The following is a 15,360-nucleotide window of genomic DNA, read 5'->3' as shown; positions in this document are numbered from 1 at the left end:
CGTTACTCATCAGAAGGTGAGGTGAATTGCGGCGTTAAGCACGCTGACATCACCACCCGTCGTTGCATTTTCACAACGCACATTAGAAGTTCCACCCGAATTATTTGGAACACTTCCACAGCTTGCTGTGCCACCTTGGTTACCTGCCGGTGCTGTTGTGCTGATTAAGAAGTCTCTTTCTTGGAGTAAATGGTATTGGTAGGCGAAGTCCAGTCGTACCGGCTGAGACAAGAACAAGGCCTTTTCAATTAAATAGGAAAAGCCAACACCCATAACCACTTTGTCATTATCGACGTAGTTAACATTCAGCGACTCGGTGCTCTCCAGCGGTGACTGTTCGTAACTCACGCCACCCAGCACGCTGAATTCACGATTAAGACGGTACTCAAAGCCTGCACGTGGGATTAATACGTCTTTGAATTTGAGCTGACCAACATCCTTAATCGTGTCATTTTTAAACTGCTCATTAGCACCTGACCAGAGTGCGTAGTCCATGGAGGCCCCTAAGCGCAACTTATGCATATTGTATTGAATGCCGGCCGTGAACGTTTCTGGCTGATAGCCATCTAAAGTATTCACAATTAAGGGCAGCTGCGTAATCAGGTTGGGTACAACGGCATTCGCGTTAACGGTGGTGTTGTATTTGGACTCATAGCGCCAGCTCGCGGCCGTTTCCAAGCCTTTCGCCCAACAGTATTTTTGATCCGGGCAGAGAATATCGCCCCAATTTAAGTTCGCCGACAGAATCGGTTGAATCGATGGCGCCGCAGTGACTTGCAGGCTCTCAAAACCCGTCTGGCCACTGACTTGAGCTTGAGCGCCGAGGTTTGCACTGGCATTCAACGTAATGCGTGTCGATGCACCGACGTCAACGCCTTTAAAGAGATTTAAACCCGCACCTAAACTCAGAAATAACGATTGCTGACCATATTTTAAGGACTGCGCGGTTTGATCCGACGTGGAACTAAAAGCCAGCAGGTTGGTGCCTGTTCGCTCTGCACCCAACATAAAACCCAGCACAATGGCGCGATCATCTTTGAGCATTGTGCTCAGATCGGTCTTGAAGCCGAGCAGGATGTTGTAATTCGAATCGTCTTCAATAACATCGTCTTTCACAACATTGTCTGGCGTGTTCCAGCCTTTTGCGGTCAGTGATTGCTCCGTAAACAACATCCCTGCACTCATCGCTCCTTTTCGGTCGCGTGCCAGATACGCCGGGTTGTAGTACACCGCTGAAGGCTGGTTGGAGAACATCGATAAGGACTGAGCTGAGGCCACGTCATTCGGCAATAAACCAAAATTCGAGCCAATATGGCCTAGGCTGGCCTGGGCTACCGAGGCACTCAGTAACAATAAGGAGCTCACGCCGAGACGTATTGTGAGTTGTTTCATGGAACCACCCTCATTTTTTTATATGCTATCGATTCGTGATCGACATGTATTTTTATGTTGTCGAGAAGTTACTCGACCTTGTGGTCATCTTGCCAGTTAACGCGTGTACCGTTTTTGTAAACTGCCCATAAAAAAGCCTCCCGAAGGAGGCTTTTTTCACACGCACTGTGGCTTAGCGAAATACGGCCACACTGGCGATTTGCACTAATTCAATTGCGGGCTCTGGGTAAATACCGAGCGCAAACATCAACACGGCCATGGCGATGACCATGATGCCGCCGAGACGAACGCCCCAGAAAGTATCGGCTTCCATGCGACGCATGCCCGGCGTAGGCATAAACAACGCCACGACGACACGCAGGTAGTAGAACAGACCAATGGCGCTACCGATAACCAGTGCACCGAGCAGCCACCAGAGCTTGGCATCAACACCAATGGCGGCAATATAGAACTTGCCGATGAAACCTGCCGTGAACGGAATGCCTGCCAAAGACAACATCATGACCGTAAGCACTGCCGTTAGGTAGGGACGACGCCAGAACAGCCCACGGTAATCAAAGATCGCATCGGCATCTTTACCGTTATAAGGACTGGAGGTCAGTGCGACGACGCCAAAGGCACCAATGGTAGTGACCACGTAAGTGAGCAAATACATGTTGATGGCTTCAAGCGACAACGCGCCACCGGCAATAATTGCGACCAAAATGTAGCCAAAATGCGCGATGGAGGAGTAGCCCAGCAATCGTTTCAGGTTGCTCTGATTCAGCGCTAGCAAGTTACCCAGAGCGATGGACAAGAATGCCAGTACCGTTAAGAAATTGACCCAAATTCCCGTATGAGCCACAGGGACTTCCACAAACAATCTCAATAGCACCGCAAACACGGCCACCTTGCTGACCGTGGCCAGGTAAGCACCCACTGGCGCTGGCGCCCCCTCGTATACGTCGGGTGTCCACAAGTGGAAAGGGGCCAAGGACAGCTTGAAAGCCAAGGCCATCAAAATCATTGCAAAGCCAGCCAGCGCGAACGGGCTAATAATACCTGCGGAGGCCAGTTGAGCACCCAGACCACCGAAATTCAGTGCGCCAGATTCGGCATAGAGCAGAGCCATACCAAACAACATGAATGCAGATGCCGCTGCTGACAGTATGAGGTATTTAATGCCGCCCTCGAGTGAGCGTCGATTACGGAAGGTGTAGGCCACCAAGCCGTATACAGGAATCGACATCAACTCCAAACCAATAAAGAGCGAGGCCAAGTGACGCGACATGATCAGTACGATCGCACCCAATGCCGACAGCACTAGCAGCAAATACATTTCTTCGCGATTGCCGTTGTAGCCCTTTAAATAAGCATGCATCAGCGTGCTACAGGCCAGTGTGGCAAACAGCACTAAGCCAATAAAGAAGCTGGCATGACCATCCATTTGCAACAGGGGCGTAATGAGCTGCGGACCCACGGCGTGAGCGAAAGGCACGGAAAACAGCGCCAAGTTCAGGCCAATTACTGTCAGGGTGGCATTAAGGTCATGCTGACGACGTATGGCGATGGAGAGCATCACCAAAATAGCCGTGGCCCCTGTGATGAGGAGGGGCAGCATCGCAAGAATCATTGGAGTCGTGATCGTCATGGCGGATTACAAGGCCGGTTGCACAGGCAGTGCAGCCTGTGTGAACAAGAAATGGAGGTTCTGCATGCTCACCACTGACGTGTCGAACACGGGCTGCGGGTATATCCCGAGCCAGAGCAGAGAAACAATTAAGCTAAGCATGATGAGCTTTTCGCGACCATTCAGGTCGGCCAACGCGTGATCGGATTTAGCCGGACCGTAGAAGGCCTTTTGCATCATCAGTAGGCCGTAAATAGCCGCCAGAATCAGACCGCCCGCCGTCACCGTAGCGACCACGGCGTTCGCCTTGAAGCTTCCGAGCAGAATCATGATTTCGCCCACAAAGTTGCCCATGCCCGGCAAGCCCAGCGAAGCGGCCGCAAAGAACAACATGATCGGTGGCAAGAAGCGCATGCGCGACCAGAGGCCACCCATTTCGCGTAAGTCGCGGGTATGCAAGCGCTCATAGAGCTCACCGCAGAGGATGAACAGCGCGCCGGCCGAAATACCATGCGCCAACATCTGCACGACAACGCCCTGCAAAGCCACCATATTGCCGGAGTAGATACCGACCAGGACGAAGCCCATGTGCGATACCGAGGTATAGGCAATGAGGCGTTTAATGTCGGTCTGGGCACAGGCCAAAATCGCGCCATAGAAAATGCCGAAGACGCCGAGCCACATGGCGATGGGTGCAAACTCAATAGAGGCATTGGGGAACAGCGGTACGCCAAAACGCAGCAGACCGTAGCCTGCAGTTTTCAGCAGCACACCGGCGAGATCGACCGAGCCCGCAGTGGGCGCTTGCGCATGAGCATCAGGCAACCACGAGTGAAATGGCACAACGGGCAGTTTCACGGCAAAGGCGATGAAGAAGCCCAACATCAGTACCATTTCAACGGCCGGCGCCATGCTGGTTCCCAGCAGATCATCGTAGCTAAACGTGAGTACGCCGGTGTTTTGTGCGTGAACCAACACGAGACCAATGATGGCAAGTAAGAGCAGCAAACCACTGGCCTGGGTGTAAATGAAGAACTTCGTGGCGGCACTGATGCGGCTGCGGCCGTTAGCCCCCTTGTGACCCCAGAGGGCGATCAAGAAGAACATCGGGACCAGCATCATTTCCCAGAAGAAGAAATACAGGAAGAGGTCAACGGCGAGGAATACACCTACTACACCGCCCAAATTCCACAGCAGGTTTAGGTAGAAGAAGCCAACATGGTTTTCAATTTCGCGCCACGAGCAGGCAACCGCCAACGCACCGAGGAAACCGGTGAGCAACAGCATCAACATCGACAGGCCATCTAAGGCGAGGTGGAAGCTAATACCAAAGCGGGGAATCCAGTCACGCTGGAACTCCAGCTGCCATTGCGGGCTTCCGCTGATGGCGGTGGATAACGCCTCACCGTGATAGTCACCCTGCAGCCACACCAACACAGTCAGACCAAAGAACGCCACCATGGTGATTAAGGCGATCCAGCGTGGCGTGTTGGGGCTGAGGCGCTCAGCCTGCCAAGCCAGCAAACCGCCCGCAAAAGGAATCAGCAGTAGCCAGAGCAATATGGATGAATCAAACGTGACCATGGCTTACACCAACACAAGCAAAGAGAGAATGATCAAGGCAGCCACAGCAAATGACGCGGCATACCAACGAATCTGACCGTTTTCAGTCGGCACCAAGAGGCGGTTACCTAGTCGGGTCAGGCGCGGCAATAGACCGATGCCCTGATCTGCCGGATCGTGGCGTAGCACATGCACCAAGAACATGAATGGCTTCACGAAAACTCGGTCGTAGAGCCAATCAAAGCCCCAGGCGTTGTACCAAAGTTTGCTAATGGCACGTGCCGGTGCGAGCTCGCCTAACGCGGTGACGAAGCGGCGCTCGCCCAAGAATAGGAAGGCCGCTAAGACGATACCGAGAATCGCGATACCGCCAGAAATCATTTCGAGCTCATGCTTGCCGTGCTCACCCGCGGTTGCCGATGGCATGGCTGGCAATACATCGGCCAGTGGCTGTTGAATCAGTGCGCCAACACCCGTGGAAAGTACCAGCAGAATGGCCAAGGGCAACCAGTACGACACGCCTTTTAGGGCATTCGCATGAGTTTTTTCTTCACCATGAAACACGATAAAAATCAGGCGGAAGGTATAAATCGAGGTCAGGAAGGCACCTAGCAAGCCTGCGAGCAGCAAGTTCGAATGGCCGCCAGCATAAGCCTCGAAAAGAATTTCGTCTTTCGAGAAGAAGCCAGAGGTCACAAATGGCAGGGCCGCCAGCGCACCGCCACCGATCAGGAAGCAGGCGTACACGAAGGGAATCTTCTTACGCAGACCACCCATCTTGAAAATGTTCTGCTCGTGATGCACAGCAATGATGACCGCACCCGCCGAGAGGAAGAGCAGCGCCTTAAAAAAGGCATGCGTCATCAAATGGAAAATAGCGGCCGACCACGCGCTGACACCCAGGGCCAGGAACATATAGCCAATTTGGCTCATGGTCGAATAGGCGAGGATACGCTTGATGTCTGTCTGAACCAGCGCGGCAAAGCCCGACAGCACCAGCGTAATCGCGCCAATGATGCCCACCAGTGCCAGTACATCGGGAGCTAACTCGAATAATCCGTGCGTACGGGCAATCAAGTACACACCGGCAGTAACCATGGTAGCGGCGTGGATGAGTGCGGAGACAGGGGTTGGGCCTGCCATCGCATCCGCCAACCACGTTTGCAGCGGTAGCTGTGCAGATTTGCCGACAGCACCGCCGAGCAACATCAGCGTCGCCATGTTGATCCAGAACGAGCCGCTGGCAAAGTGTTGCGGTGCCAGCACCATCAGTTCCTGAATGTTCAATGTGCCGAGTTCACGGAACAAAATCATCATGCCGATGGCGAGGAAGGTGTCGCCAACGCGGGTCACAATGAAGGCCTTGCGTGCGGCCAGACCGTTGGCCGCATCTTTATAATAGAAGCCAATAAGCAAGTAAGAGCAAAGGCCCACACCTTCCCAGCCGAAGTATAGGAATAGCAGGTTGTCGCCGAGTACCAGAAAAATCATGGAAGCAACGAACAGGTTCATGTACGAGAAAAAGCGCTCGTAGCCATCCTCTCCGCGCATATACCACGATGCGAAGATATGAATCAGAAAGCCAACACCGGTGATAACACCCATCATGGTCAGGGATAGGCCGTCTAGACGCAGGGCGAACTCGGCATTCAGGCCATCCACCGCCAGCCACGTCCATAGCACCTGAGTGAATGCGCCGCTTTCTGGTGTGTTGGTCAGAAAATCGTAGCCGACCCATGCCGTGGTGGCCGCCGACAGACCGAGCGAACCCACGCCAATGAGTGCCGCCACATTTTCTGAGATACGCTCACGCGAAAGCGACAGCAGAATGTAGCCTAAGAGGGGAAATACAAAGGTCAGAAAGAGCAGGTTCATCCGCGCATCTCACTGGCAGCATCAATGTCGAGGGTTTTGAAGCGACGGTACAACTGCAGCACGATGGCTAGGCCTACCGAGGCCTCGGCGGCGGCCAAAGTGATGACAAAAACAAACATGACTTGACCATCTGCCTGCGCCCAGCGTGCACCGGCCACGACGAAGGCCAATGCGGTGGCATTCATCATGACTTCCAGTGACATCAGCACAAACAAGATATTGCGGCGCACCAGCAAGCCGGTCAGGCCGAGTACAAACAAAATGGCGGCAAGAGCCAAGCCATGCTCCATGGGTATTCCGGTCATTACACTGTCCATCCCGTCAAAACCTGTAGCAGCCAATTACGGCTGATCATCCGAACGGCCTAGGTGGTATGCCGCCACCATAGCGCCCAACAATAAGAAAGAGGCCAGCTCTACCGCGAGCAAGTAGGGGCCATATAAGGCCACGCCCACTTCTTTCGCGGACACTGGCGTCAAGCCCGCCGGGTGCTGACCCATGCCACTCAATACATAGCCCAAGGTGCCGAGTAAAGCCAAGGCCAGCAAAGAGGGCAGCAGCCACACACGCGGCGTCATCCAGGCCTTTTCCTGGGCCATGGCGGCATCGTCCATATTCAGCATCATGATGACGAACACAAACAGCACCATGATGGCACCGGCATAGACGATGATTTCCAACATGCCAGCAAATGGCGCGCCGAGGGCAAAGAAAATCACCGCCACCGCCAGTAAAGATACGATAAGGTTGAGCAACGCATGCACCGGATTGGTGTGCGTGATCACGCGCAGCGTAGCCAGGATGGCAACAGCAGCAGCAATGTAGAAGGCATATAGCACGGCATTCACTCTCTTCATGCGCCAACCGAAGCCGGCGCCGTTGTTATCCGCCGATTACGGCATCAGACCCTTAACGCTGACCGGCTCGGCTTCATGCTGCGCCGCGCCTTTCGGCTTGCCAGCAATAGACATACCGGCGACACGGTAGAAGTTGTAATCCGGGTTTTTGCCTGGGCCAGAAATCAGCAGATCTTCCTTTTCGTAGACCAGATCCTGACGCTTAAATTCCGCCATTTCAAAGTCGGGCGTGAGCTGAATTGCCGTGGTTGGGCAGGCTTCTTCGCACATACCGCAGAAAATGCAGCGCGAAAAATTGATACGGAAAAACTCGGGGTACCAGCGGCCATCGTCTGTTTCGGCTTTTTGCAGCGAGATGCAGCCTACGGGGCAGGCCACTGCACAGAGGTTGCAAGCCACACAACGCTCTTCGCCATCGGGATCGCGAGTCAGCACAATACGGCCACGATAACGCGGCGGCACGTAGATCGGCACTTCCGGATACATGAGCGTGTCGCGCTTACGGAACGCGTGCGAGAACACCATCACCATGCTGCGGATCTGGGTGAACGCGCCGACGATAATTCCAGTCAATGTCATCTTCAGTTCCTCAGGCGGCCGGGGCGTTTAGCAAGGCAACCGCAGCCGTCACCAACATATTCAACAAACACAGCGGCAGGCACACCATCCAGCCAAAGGTCATCACGCGGTCGTAGCGTGGACGCATGAGCGCACCGCGCACGAGCACAAAAATCATGATGAAAAAACCTGTCTTGGCGGCGAACCAGAAGAACGGTGGAATATTTTCCAGATAGGGAATTGGCAGCGGTAGCCAGCCGCCGAGGAATAGCGTGGCGAGCAGGGCTGAAATGACCACCACCGCAACGTATTCACCCACGAAGAACATGCCCCACTTCAGGCCGGAGTATTCGATGTGATAACCATCGGCCAGTTCTTGCTCGGCTTCCGGTTGGTCAAAGGGATGACGGTGAGTCACCGCAATGCCGGCCACCAGGAAGGTACAGAAGGCAAAGAACTGCGGCACGATGAACCACATATCCTGCTGTGCCAGCACGATGTCACGCAGGCTGAACGAGTCGGCCTGAATGACCACGCCCATGAGCGCGATGCCCATGAACACTTCGTAAGACAGTGTTTGAGCGGAGGCGCGCATGGCACCGAGCAAGGCGTACTTGTTATTACTCGACCAGCCGGCAAACAACACGGCATAGACCGCCAGTCCAGCCATGGCGAGGAAGAACAAGATACCGACATTGAGGTCAAACACGCCCCAGGTTGGGGTGATGGGGATGACGGCCATCACTGCCAGCAAAGATGAAAACGCAATTGCGGGGGCTAACCAGAAAATGAACTTGTCGGCAAACGGGGGCGTCCAGTCTTCCTTAAAGAACATCTTCAACATGTCGGCAGCGAGCTGGAACAGGCCAAACGGGCCCACCCGATTAGGACCATGACGATCCTGCCAGAGCGCCAGCAAGCGACGCTCGACGAAGCTCAGGAAGGCCCCGGCGAGCACGACCGCAAGCAAAATGACCAGTGCTTTCATGACCGCAAGGAGGATCTCGGCGAGATCAGGTGTTAGCCAAGCCATGCTCATGCTCAGAGGCCTCCCTGCAAGGCAATCGTCGCCCAACCCTGACGCGCGACCAAAGGCTGATCGGCCAAGCCCACAGGCAGACCGAGCGTACCCACAGGCAGGCTGTCATCAATGCGGATAGGTAGTTTGGCAGCACCCGCACCCGCACGGACTAGGACCATGGCATCTGCACCCACGGTTAGCTGCGCGGCAGTGGCACTGCTCAACGCAACATACGCGGTTGCATTACGCGACTCGGTGACAGGCGCTTTTGCGGCCATTTCGTCGCTACCAAAGAGGTGGTAGATCGGCAACACACGTAGCTCATTGGTACGCACAGCAAAGGCTGCGGGCACATCACCAAAGTAGCTCATGGCCTGACCTGCTGTGAAGACGCGAACGCCTTGGTCACCTGCCTTCAGGCTGCCACCAACTTCATCTTGGAATTTATTCCATGCAGATGGCGAGTTCCAACCCGGCGCCGAAGCAAACGGCACGATGGGCGACGACTCATTCGGACCGGCATAGCCTTCCATGGAGAACGCCAAGGCCGAGTCTGGATCTTGCGAGGCGCGTGGCTCATGCACGGAAATATTGGCACGCATGGAGGTGCGGCCCGAGTAACGACGCGGCTCACGGGCAATTTTCAGGCCGTGAATACGGAAGTTTGCATTCGGTGCTGCCGCGACAATGCTGGAAAGTGCAGGGATGCCGGCGGCTGTTGCAGCTACGGCATCATCGAGCAAGGTCCACTGCACGTCTTTGTCTAACAGCGTGCTGTGCAGGGCATGTAGCCAGCGCCACGACTCTTTAACCAGTACGGCTGCGTCGTAATAGCTGGCATCAAATGCCTGGAAGTAGCGCTGTGCACGCCCTTCTTGGCTGATCACAGTGCCATCGCCTTCGGCAAAGGTCGCCGCCGATAACACCCAGTGTGCCTTATCGGTGGTGGCAGTCTGCTGATGGTCCACCACAATCACGGTGCTTGCGGCATTCAGCGCGGCATCCACGACAGCGGTGTCGGCGCGACGGTAGAGATCATTTTCGAGCACCACCACCGTGTCTGCCGCGCCACTGGCGAGCAAGCTGAGCGCTTGATCCAGCGATTCGCCGCCGATCAGGGTGCTGCCCACGGAATTGACTTCGCTGAAAGCGAGCACGATGCCAGCGTCTTTTTCACGCTTCAACAAGGCCTGAGTGATGTTGGCGGCAGCCTGCAGCACAGCGGCATCGCCTGCACCGACGCCGGAGACGACCAGCGGCTTCTTAGCTGCTAACAATTCATTCGCGATGGCCTGTGCCAGTGTCTGCGTAGCCGCATCGAGGCCACTGACCGCAGGCGCCGTGGCATCAATGGCGTGCGCCACGGCAAAGCCTAAACGCGCAATGTCTTCAGGCGCGGCACGGTGAGTCGTCAGTGCCACATCATCCAAACGCGTCGCGCTGACGCTGGCAATAAACAGCGGCGACAGGGCACGCTGGCCAATGTCACGCACCCCAAGGGCATTCCAATCTTGGATGCGCTTGTCCGCACTCATCTGCACCGGCTTGTTCTTGACTGACTGACGCAGTGCGAGCGCGAGGCGCGCAGAGGTTTGCGTCACATCTTCACCGAGCACAAAAACGGCATCGCAGGCTTCAACATCACGCATGCCCAGTACGCGCTCAGCGTGGCGTTGCAAAATGCTCAGAGCGAGTTGGTCAAGTGCTTGATCCGCAGCATTAACACCGGCAAAGAAATTGTCGGCGCCGACCAGCTCGCGCAGCGCGAAATTGGCTTCGAGGCTGGCACGCGGCGAGCCAATACCAATGGTGCGTTTAGCGGCTTTGACGGCGGCAGCGATGCCATCCAATGCCGCATCCATGCCACGCTTTTCAAGACCGGCAACGGTGCGCTGCAAAGGCTGGCGTGGGCGGTCTTCGCGGTTAACAAAGCCATAGCCGAAACGACCACGGTCACACAGGAAATACTGGTTCACGGCGCCGTTGAAGCGGTTTTCGATACGGCGCAGCTCTCCATAACGCTCGCCCGGGCTGATGTTGCAACCGGCCGCGCAGCCTTGGCAGATGCTAGGCGCGAACTGCATGTCCCACTTACGGTTGTAACGCTCGCTGTGGGTTTTATCGGTGAACACACCGGTTGGGCAGACCTCGGCGAGGTTGCCGGAGAATTCGCTTTCCAGCGTGCCGTCTTCAACACGACCAAAATAGACGTTGTCGTGCGCACCGAAAACGCCGAGATCCTGGCCGCCGGCGTAGTCGTTGTAAAAACGCACACAGCGGTAGCAGGCGATGCAGCGGTTCATTTCGTGTCCGATAAACGGACCGAGATCTTGATTCTGGTGCGTACGCTTCTGGAAGCGATAGCGACGGGTGTTATGGCCCGTCATCACCGTCATGTCCTGCAAATGGCAGTGGCCGCCTTCCTCACACACCGGACAATCGTGCGGGTGGTTGGTCATCAACCACTCGACCACCGAAGCGCGAAATTCCTTGGCTTCAGCATCATCAATGGAGATGAAGGTATTGTCGGTGGACGGCGTCATGCACGACATCACCAAGCGACCGCGCTTGTCATCGGCGTTGGCGTACTGCTTGACCGCGCACTGGCGGCAGGCACCCACGGAGCCCAGCGCCGGATGCCAGCAGAAATAGGGAATATCGAGGCCGAGCGAAAGACAGGCACGCAACAGGTTGTCGCTGCCGTCTACATCGTACTGCTTGCCATCTACATGGATCGTTGCCATTTCAGACCGTCTTCAAATTCGCGAAATGAGAGCGCTCAGGCCGTCAAGGCTTGAGCGGGCTGCGAGACGACACCGGCGTCGAACTCGCTGCGGAAATACTTGATGGCACTGCCCAACGGCTCGACCGCACCTGGCGCATGCGCACAGAACGTTTTACCCGGACCCAAGTGACCAACCAGCTGCAATAACGTCTCAACATCGCCAGCCTGACCCTCGCCACGCTCCAGCGCACGCAGAATCTTCACGCTCCAAGGCAGGCCGTCACGGCAGGGCGTACACCAGCCACAGGACTCGCGCGCAAAGAATTCTTCCATGTTGCGCAGCAGCGAGACCATGCTGATGCTGTTGTCAATTGCCAGCGCCAAACCGGTACCCATACGCGTTCCCACTTTGCCGATACCGGCGGCATACATCTGCGCGTCAAGGTGCTCTGGCAGCAGGAAGCCGGTGCCGGCTCCGCCCGGCTGCCACGCCTTCAGCGTGAAACCGTCGCGCATGCCGCCTGCATAGTCTTCAAACAGTTCACGCGCGCTGATGCCGAAGGGCAGTTCCCAGACACCGGGGTTCTTCACCTTGCCGGAGAAGCCCATCATTTTCGTGCCGTGATCTTCGCTGCCGGGACGCGCCAGCGATTTGAACCAGTCCACGCCATTAGCCACGATGGCCGAGACATTGGACAGCGTTTCCACGTTGTTCACGCAGGTGGGCATGCCCCACACACCGACCGCCGCTGGGAATGGTGGCTTGGCGCGCGGATTGGCGCGACGGCCTTCGAGCGAGTTGATCAGCGCGGTTTCTTCGCCGCAGATGTAGCGACCGGCGCCGGTATGCACATACAGCTCGAAATCAAAGCCGGAGCCCATGATGTTCTTGCCAACGAGACCGGCAGCGCGGGCTTCATCGAGTGCGGCATTGAGAATGCGCGCCGCATCCACATATTCGCCACGCAGGAAGATGTAGCCAGTGGTCGCTGCCAAGGCACGCGCGCTGATGACCATGCCTTCAATCAGCAGATGCGGCAGCTGCTCCATGAGCAGGCGGTCCTTCCAGGTGTTCGGCTCCATCTCATCGGCGTTGCAGAGCAGATAGCGCGGTGACTTGCCGTCGCTGGGCGGCATCAGGCCCCACTTCACACCGGTCGGAAAGCCGGCACCGCCACGCCCCTTGAGGCCGGAATCCTTGACCTGCTCGACGATCTCGGCCGGGCTCAGCTCTTTCAGCGCCTTGCGCAGGCCGGCGTAGCCGTTCTTGCTCTGGTATTCGGCGAGGCCGACGGTGGCACCGTCATCCCGCAGGCGCCAGGTCAGTGGATGCGTCTCGGCCGTGCGGGCGATGCGGTTGGCCGGACCGAATGAGGACAGGATCATTTGTATTTCTCCAGCAGTGCCGGGATCTGATCGGGGGTCATGCCGCCGTAGGTGTCATCGTCGATCATCATCGTCGAACCCTTATCGCAATTGCCCAAGCAGCACACGGGCAGCAGCGTAAAGCGGTCATCGGCACTGGTCTGACCCAAGCCGCAGCCCAGTTCGGCGCTGAGTTTTTCGAGTATTTGCTCATGACCATTGATGTAGCAGGTCATGCTGTCGCAAAGGCGGACCACATGACGGCCAACCGGCACACGGAAGATTTGGCTGTAGAACGTCGCCACACCTTCGACATCCGGTGCCGGGATGCCGAGCACCTCGGCAATGGCCGGGATCGCGCCATCAGGCACATAGCGATAGTTGGCCTGGACGATTTTGAGCGCATCGATGCTGGCCGCGCGCGCGTCCGGGTAATGCGACATGGCATGCTCAATGTCATGACGCTCTTGGGGCGACAGCTGGAATTTGCTGGTCGCGATGAGTGGGGCGCTCGCTGTCGAGTTTGCTGTAGTCATATCAGTCAACATTTATCGGTCAACACTTATCGGTCGACATCGGCCATCACAAAATCAATGGACGCCAGGTAAGCAATCAAATCCGGGATCATGGATCCGCGAATCACCGAAGGAATCTGCTGCAAATGCGCGAACGACGGCGTACGAATACGCGTGCGATAGCTCATCGTGCTCTTGTCGGACGTCAGGTAGTAGCTGTTGATGCCCTTGGTGGCTTCGACCATGAAGCTGGCCTCGCCAGCCGGCATCACCGGCCCCCACGACACGCTGGTGAAGTGGTGAATCAGCGTTTCGATATCTTGCAGCGTGCGCTCCTTGTTGGGCGGCACGGCCAGCGGATGATCAGCCTTGTATGGGCCGGACGGCATGTTCTTCAGGCACTGCTCGATGATGCGCAGCGACTGGCGCATTTCCTCGATACGCACCACAGCACGATCGTAGGCATCGCCGTTTACTGCCAGCGGCACATCAAATTCAAAGTTTTCGTAGCCCGAATACGGACGCGCCTTGCGCAGGTCGAAATCGATACCGGTGGCACGCAGACCAGCACCGGTTACGCCCCACTCGATGGCTTCGGCGCTATTGTACTGAGCCACACCGATGGCACGCGCCTTCAGCACGCTGTTACGCATCGCAGCCTTCTCGTACTCCTTCAGGCGCGACGGCATCCAGTCGAGGAATTCGCGCACCAGACGATCCCAACCCTGCGGCAGGTCGTGGGCAACGCCGCCGATGCGGAACCAGGCCGGGTGCATGCGGAAACCGGTGATGGCTTCGATGACATCGTAGGCGCGCTTGCGGTCGGAGAACATGAAGAAGATCGGTGTCATGCCGCCAAAGTCCTGAATATAAGTACCCAGGAACAACAAGTGCGACGTGATGCGGAAGAATTCAGAGAGCATGACGCGAATGGTCTGCACACGCGCTGGCACCTGAATGCCCGCCAGCTGCTCGACCGCCAGCACATAGGGCATGTTGTTCATCACGCCACCGAGGTAATCAATACGGTCGGTGTAGGGAATGAAGCTGTGCCAGGTCTGACGCTCGGCCATCTTTTCGGCACCACGATGGTGGTAGCCGATGTCAGGCACGCAATCGAGAATCTCTTCGCCATCGAGCTGCAGCACGATACGGAAGGCACCGTGAGCGGACGGATGGTTGGGACCGAGGTTGAGGAACATGAAGTCGGACTCATCCGAATGCTTCTTCATGCCCCACTCTTCCGGATTGAAGCGCAGCGCTTCCTGTTCGGCATCCTGACGCAGTGCGGTCAGGTGGAACGGATCGAATTCGGTGGCGCGCGCCGGATAATCTTTACGCAGCGGATGACCGACCCAGGTACGCGGCATGAGCAGACGGAACGGCTGCGGATGGCCGGCAAAATTGATGCCGAACAGATCCAGCACTTCGCGCTCGTACCAGTTCGCGTTGGCGAAAACCGGGATCGATGTCGGCAGGTTCAGGTCACCTTCGGAAAGCGCGACCTTGATGCGCACATCCGAGTTTCGATCAATCGAAATCAGGTGATAAAACACCGAGTAATCTGCAGCTGGCAGGCCGTAACGGTGCTTACGCAGACGCTCGTCAACGGCCGACAGGTCATACAGCATGGAATAAGGCTTGGGCAGCTGCTTCAGAAAACGCAGCACATCCAAAATCTGTTCGCGCTTGACCCAGAGTGTCGGCACTTTGTCGAGCGTGGCCTGGAAAATCAGATTTTCCGCGCCAAAACGCTCGCCAAGTTCGCGTACTACCGTGAACTCGGCGCCGGGGGCCGTTTGTTGTGCAAGGACGTCGTCAGCCATCAGTCTCGTCGTCAGCAAAAAGTGAATGCTTGCGTTGAGCGCGAGGCGCTCAAC

At 56.4% G+C, this 15,360-nt stretch carries 12 protein-coding genes; all 12 read right to left on the bottom strand.

Features of this window, described 5'->3' with window-relative positions; genetic code table 11:
• Positions 1–9: 9 nt before the first annotated feature.
• On the bottom strand, positions 10–1,392 hold the full coding sequence (locus AC14IB_RS09370; protein WP_484231627.1) for an OmpP1/FadL family transporter: 1,383 nt from the start codon (positions 1,390–1,392) through the stop codon (positions 10–12).
• A 172-nt stretch (positions 1,393–1,564) separates the two neighbouring features.
• Positions 1,565–3,022 (bottom strand): NADH-quinone oxidoreductase subunit NuoN, encoded by a 1,458-nt coding sequence (nuoN, locus tag AC14IB_RS09365; protein ID WP_484231626.1) that lies wholly within the window; start codon positions 3,020–3,022, stop codon positions 1,565–1,567.
• A gap of 6 nt (positions 3,023–3,028) precedes the next feature.
• Positions 3,029–4,585, bottom strand: coding sequence for an NADH-quinone oxidoreductase subunit M (nuoM, locus tag AC14IB_RS09360; RefSeq protein WP_484231625.1), 1,557 nt, complete (start codon positions 4,583–4,585; stop codon positions 3,029–3,031).
• A gap of 3 nt (positions 4,586–4,588) precedes the next feature.
• The gene (nuoL, locus tag AC14IB_RS09355) at positions 4,589–6,439 is read right to left on the bottom strand and encodes an NADH-quinone oxidoreductase subunit L (protein WP_484231624.1); all 1,851 of its coding nucleotides are present in this window, start codon (positions 6,437–6,439) and stop codon (positions 4,589–4,591) included.
• Positions 6,436–6,744: an NADH-quinone oxidoreductase subunit NuoK gene (gene nuoK, locus AC14IB_RS09350; protein ID WP_484231623.1), complete on the bottom strand. Its 309-nt coding sequence runs from the start codon at positions 6,742–6,744 to the stop codon at positions 6,436–6,438. Before nuoK ends, nuoL begins: the two co-directional genes overlap by 4 nt.
• Positions 6,745–6,780: 36 nt before the next feature.
• Positions 6,781–7,296: an NADH-quinone oxidoreductase subunit J gene (gene nuoJ, locus AC14IB_RS09345; protein ID WP_406609577.1), complete on the bottom strand. Its 516-nt coding sequence runs from the start codon at positions 7,294–7,296 to the stop codon at positions 6,781–6,783.
• A gap of 36 nt (positions 7,297–7,332) precedes the next feature.
• Positions 7,333–7,875: an NADH-quinone oxidoreductase subunit NuoI gene (gene nuoI / locus AC14IB_RS09340; RefSeq protein WP_484231622.1), complete on the bottom strand. Its 543-nt coding sequence runs from the start codon at positions 7,873–7,875 to the stop codon at positions 7,333–7,335.
• Positions 7,876–7,885: 10 nt separating this feature from the next.
• A complete protein-coding gene (nuoH, locus tag AC14IB_RS09335; protein WP_484231647.1) occupies positions 7,886–8,887 on the bottom strand; it encodes an NADH-quinone oxidoreductase subunit NuoH in 1,002 nt (333 codons plus the stop codon).
• A gap of 8 nt (positions 8,888–8,895) precedes the next feature.
• Positions 8,896–11,619: an NADH-quinone oxidoreductase subunit NuoG gene (gene nuoG, locus AC14IB_RS09330; RefSeq protein ID WP_484231621.1), complete on the bottom strand. Its 2,724-nt coding sequence runs from the start codon at positions 11,617–11,619 to the stop codon at positions 8,896–8,898.
• Between the two features lie 35 nt (positions 11,620–11,654).
• The gene (gene nuoF, locus AC14IB_RS09325) at positions 11,655–12,986 is read right to left on the bottom strand and encodes an NADH-quinone oxidoreductase subunit NuoF (protein WP_484231620.1); all 1,332 of its coding nucleotides are present in this window, start codon (positions 12,984–12,986) and stop codon (positions 11,655–11,657) included.
• Positions 12,983–13,501: an NADH-quinone oxidoreductase subunit NuoE gene (nuoE, locus tag AC14IB_RS09320; protein ID WP_484231619.1), complete on the bottom strand. Its 519-nt coding sequence runs from the start codon at positions 13,499–13,501 to the stop codon at positions 12,983–12,985. The genes nuoF and nuoE overlap by 4 nt, the downstream gene beginning before the upstream one ends.
• 26 nt (positions 13,502–13,527) lie before the next feature.
• The gene (nuoC, locus tag AC14IB_RS09315) at positions 13,528–15,306 is read right to left on the bottom strand and encodes an NADH-quinone oxidoreductase subunit C/D (protein WP_484231618.1); all 1,779 of its coding nucleotides are present in this window, start codon (positions 15,304–15,306) and stop codon (positions 13,528–13,530) included.
• Positions 15,307–15,360: the final 54 nt, after the last annotated feature.

Source organism: Perlucidibaca sp. (assembly GCF_057084925.1).
This window is presented reverse-complemented; position numbering and strand designations above follow the sequence as displayed.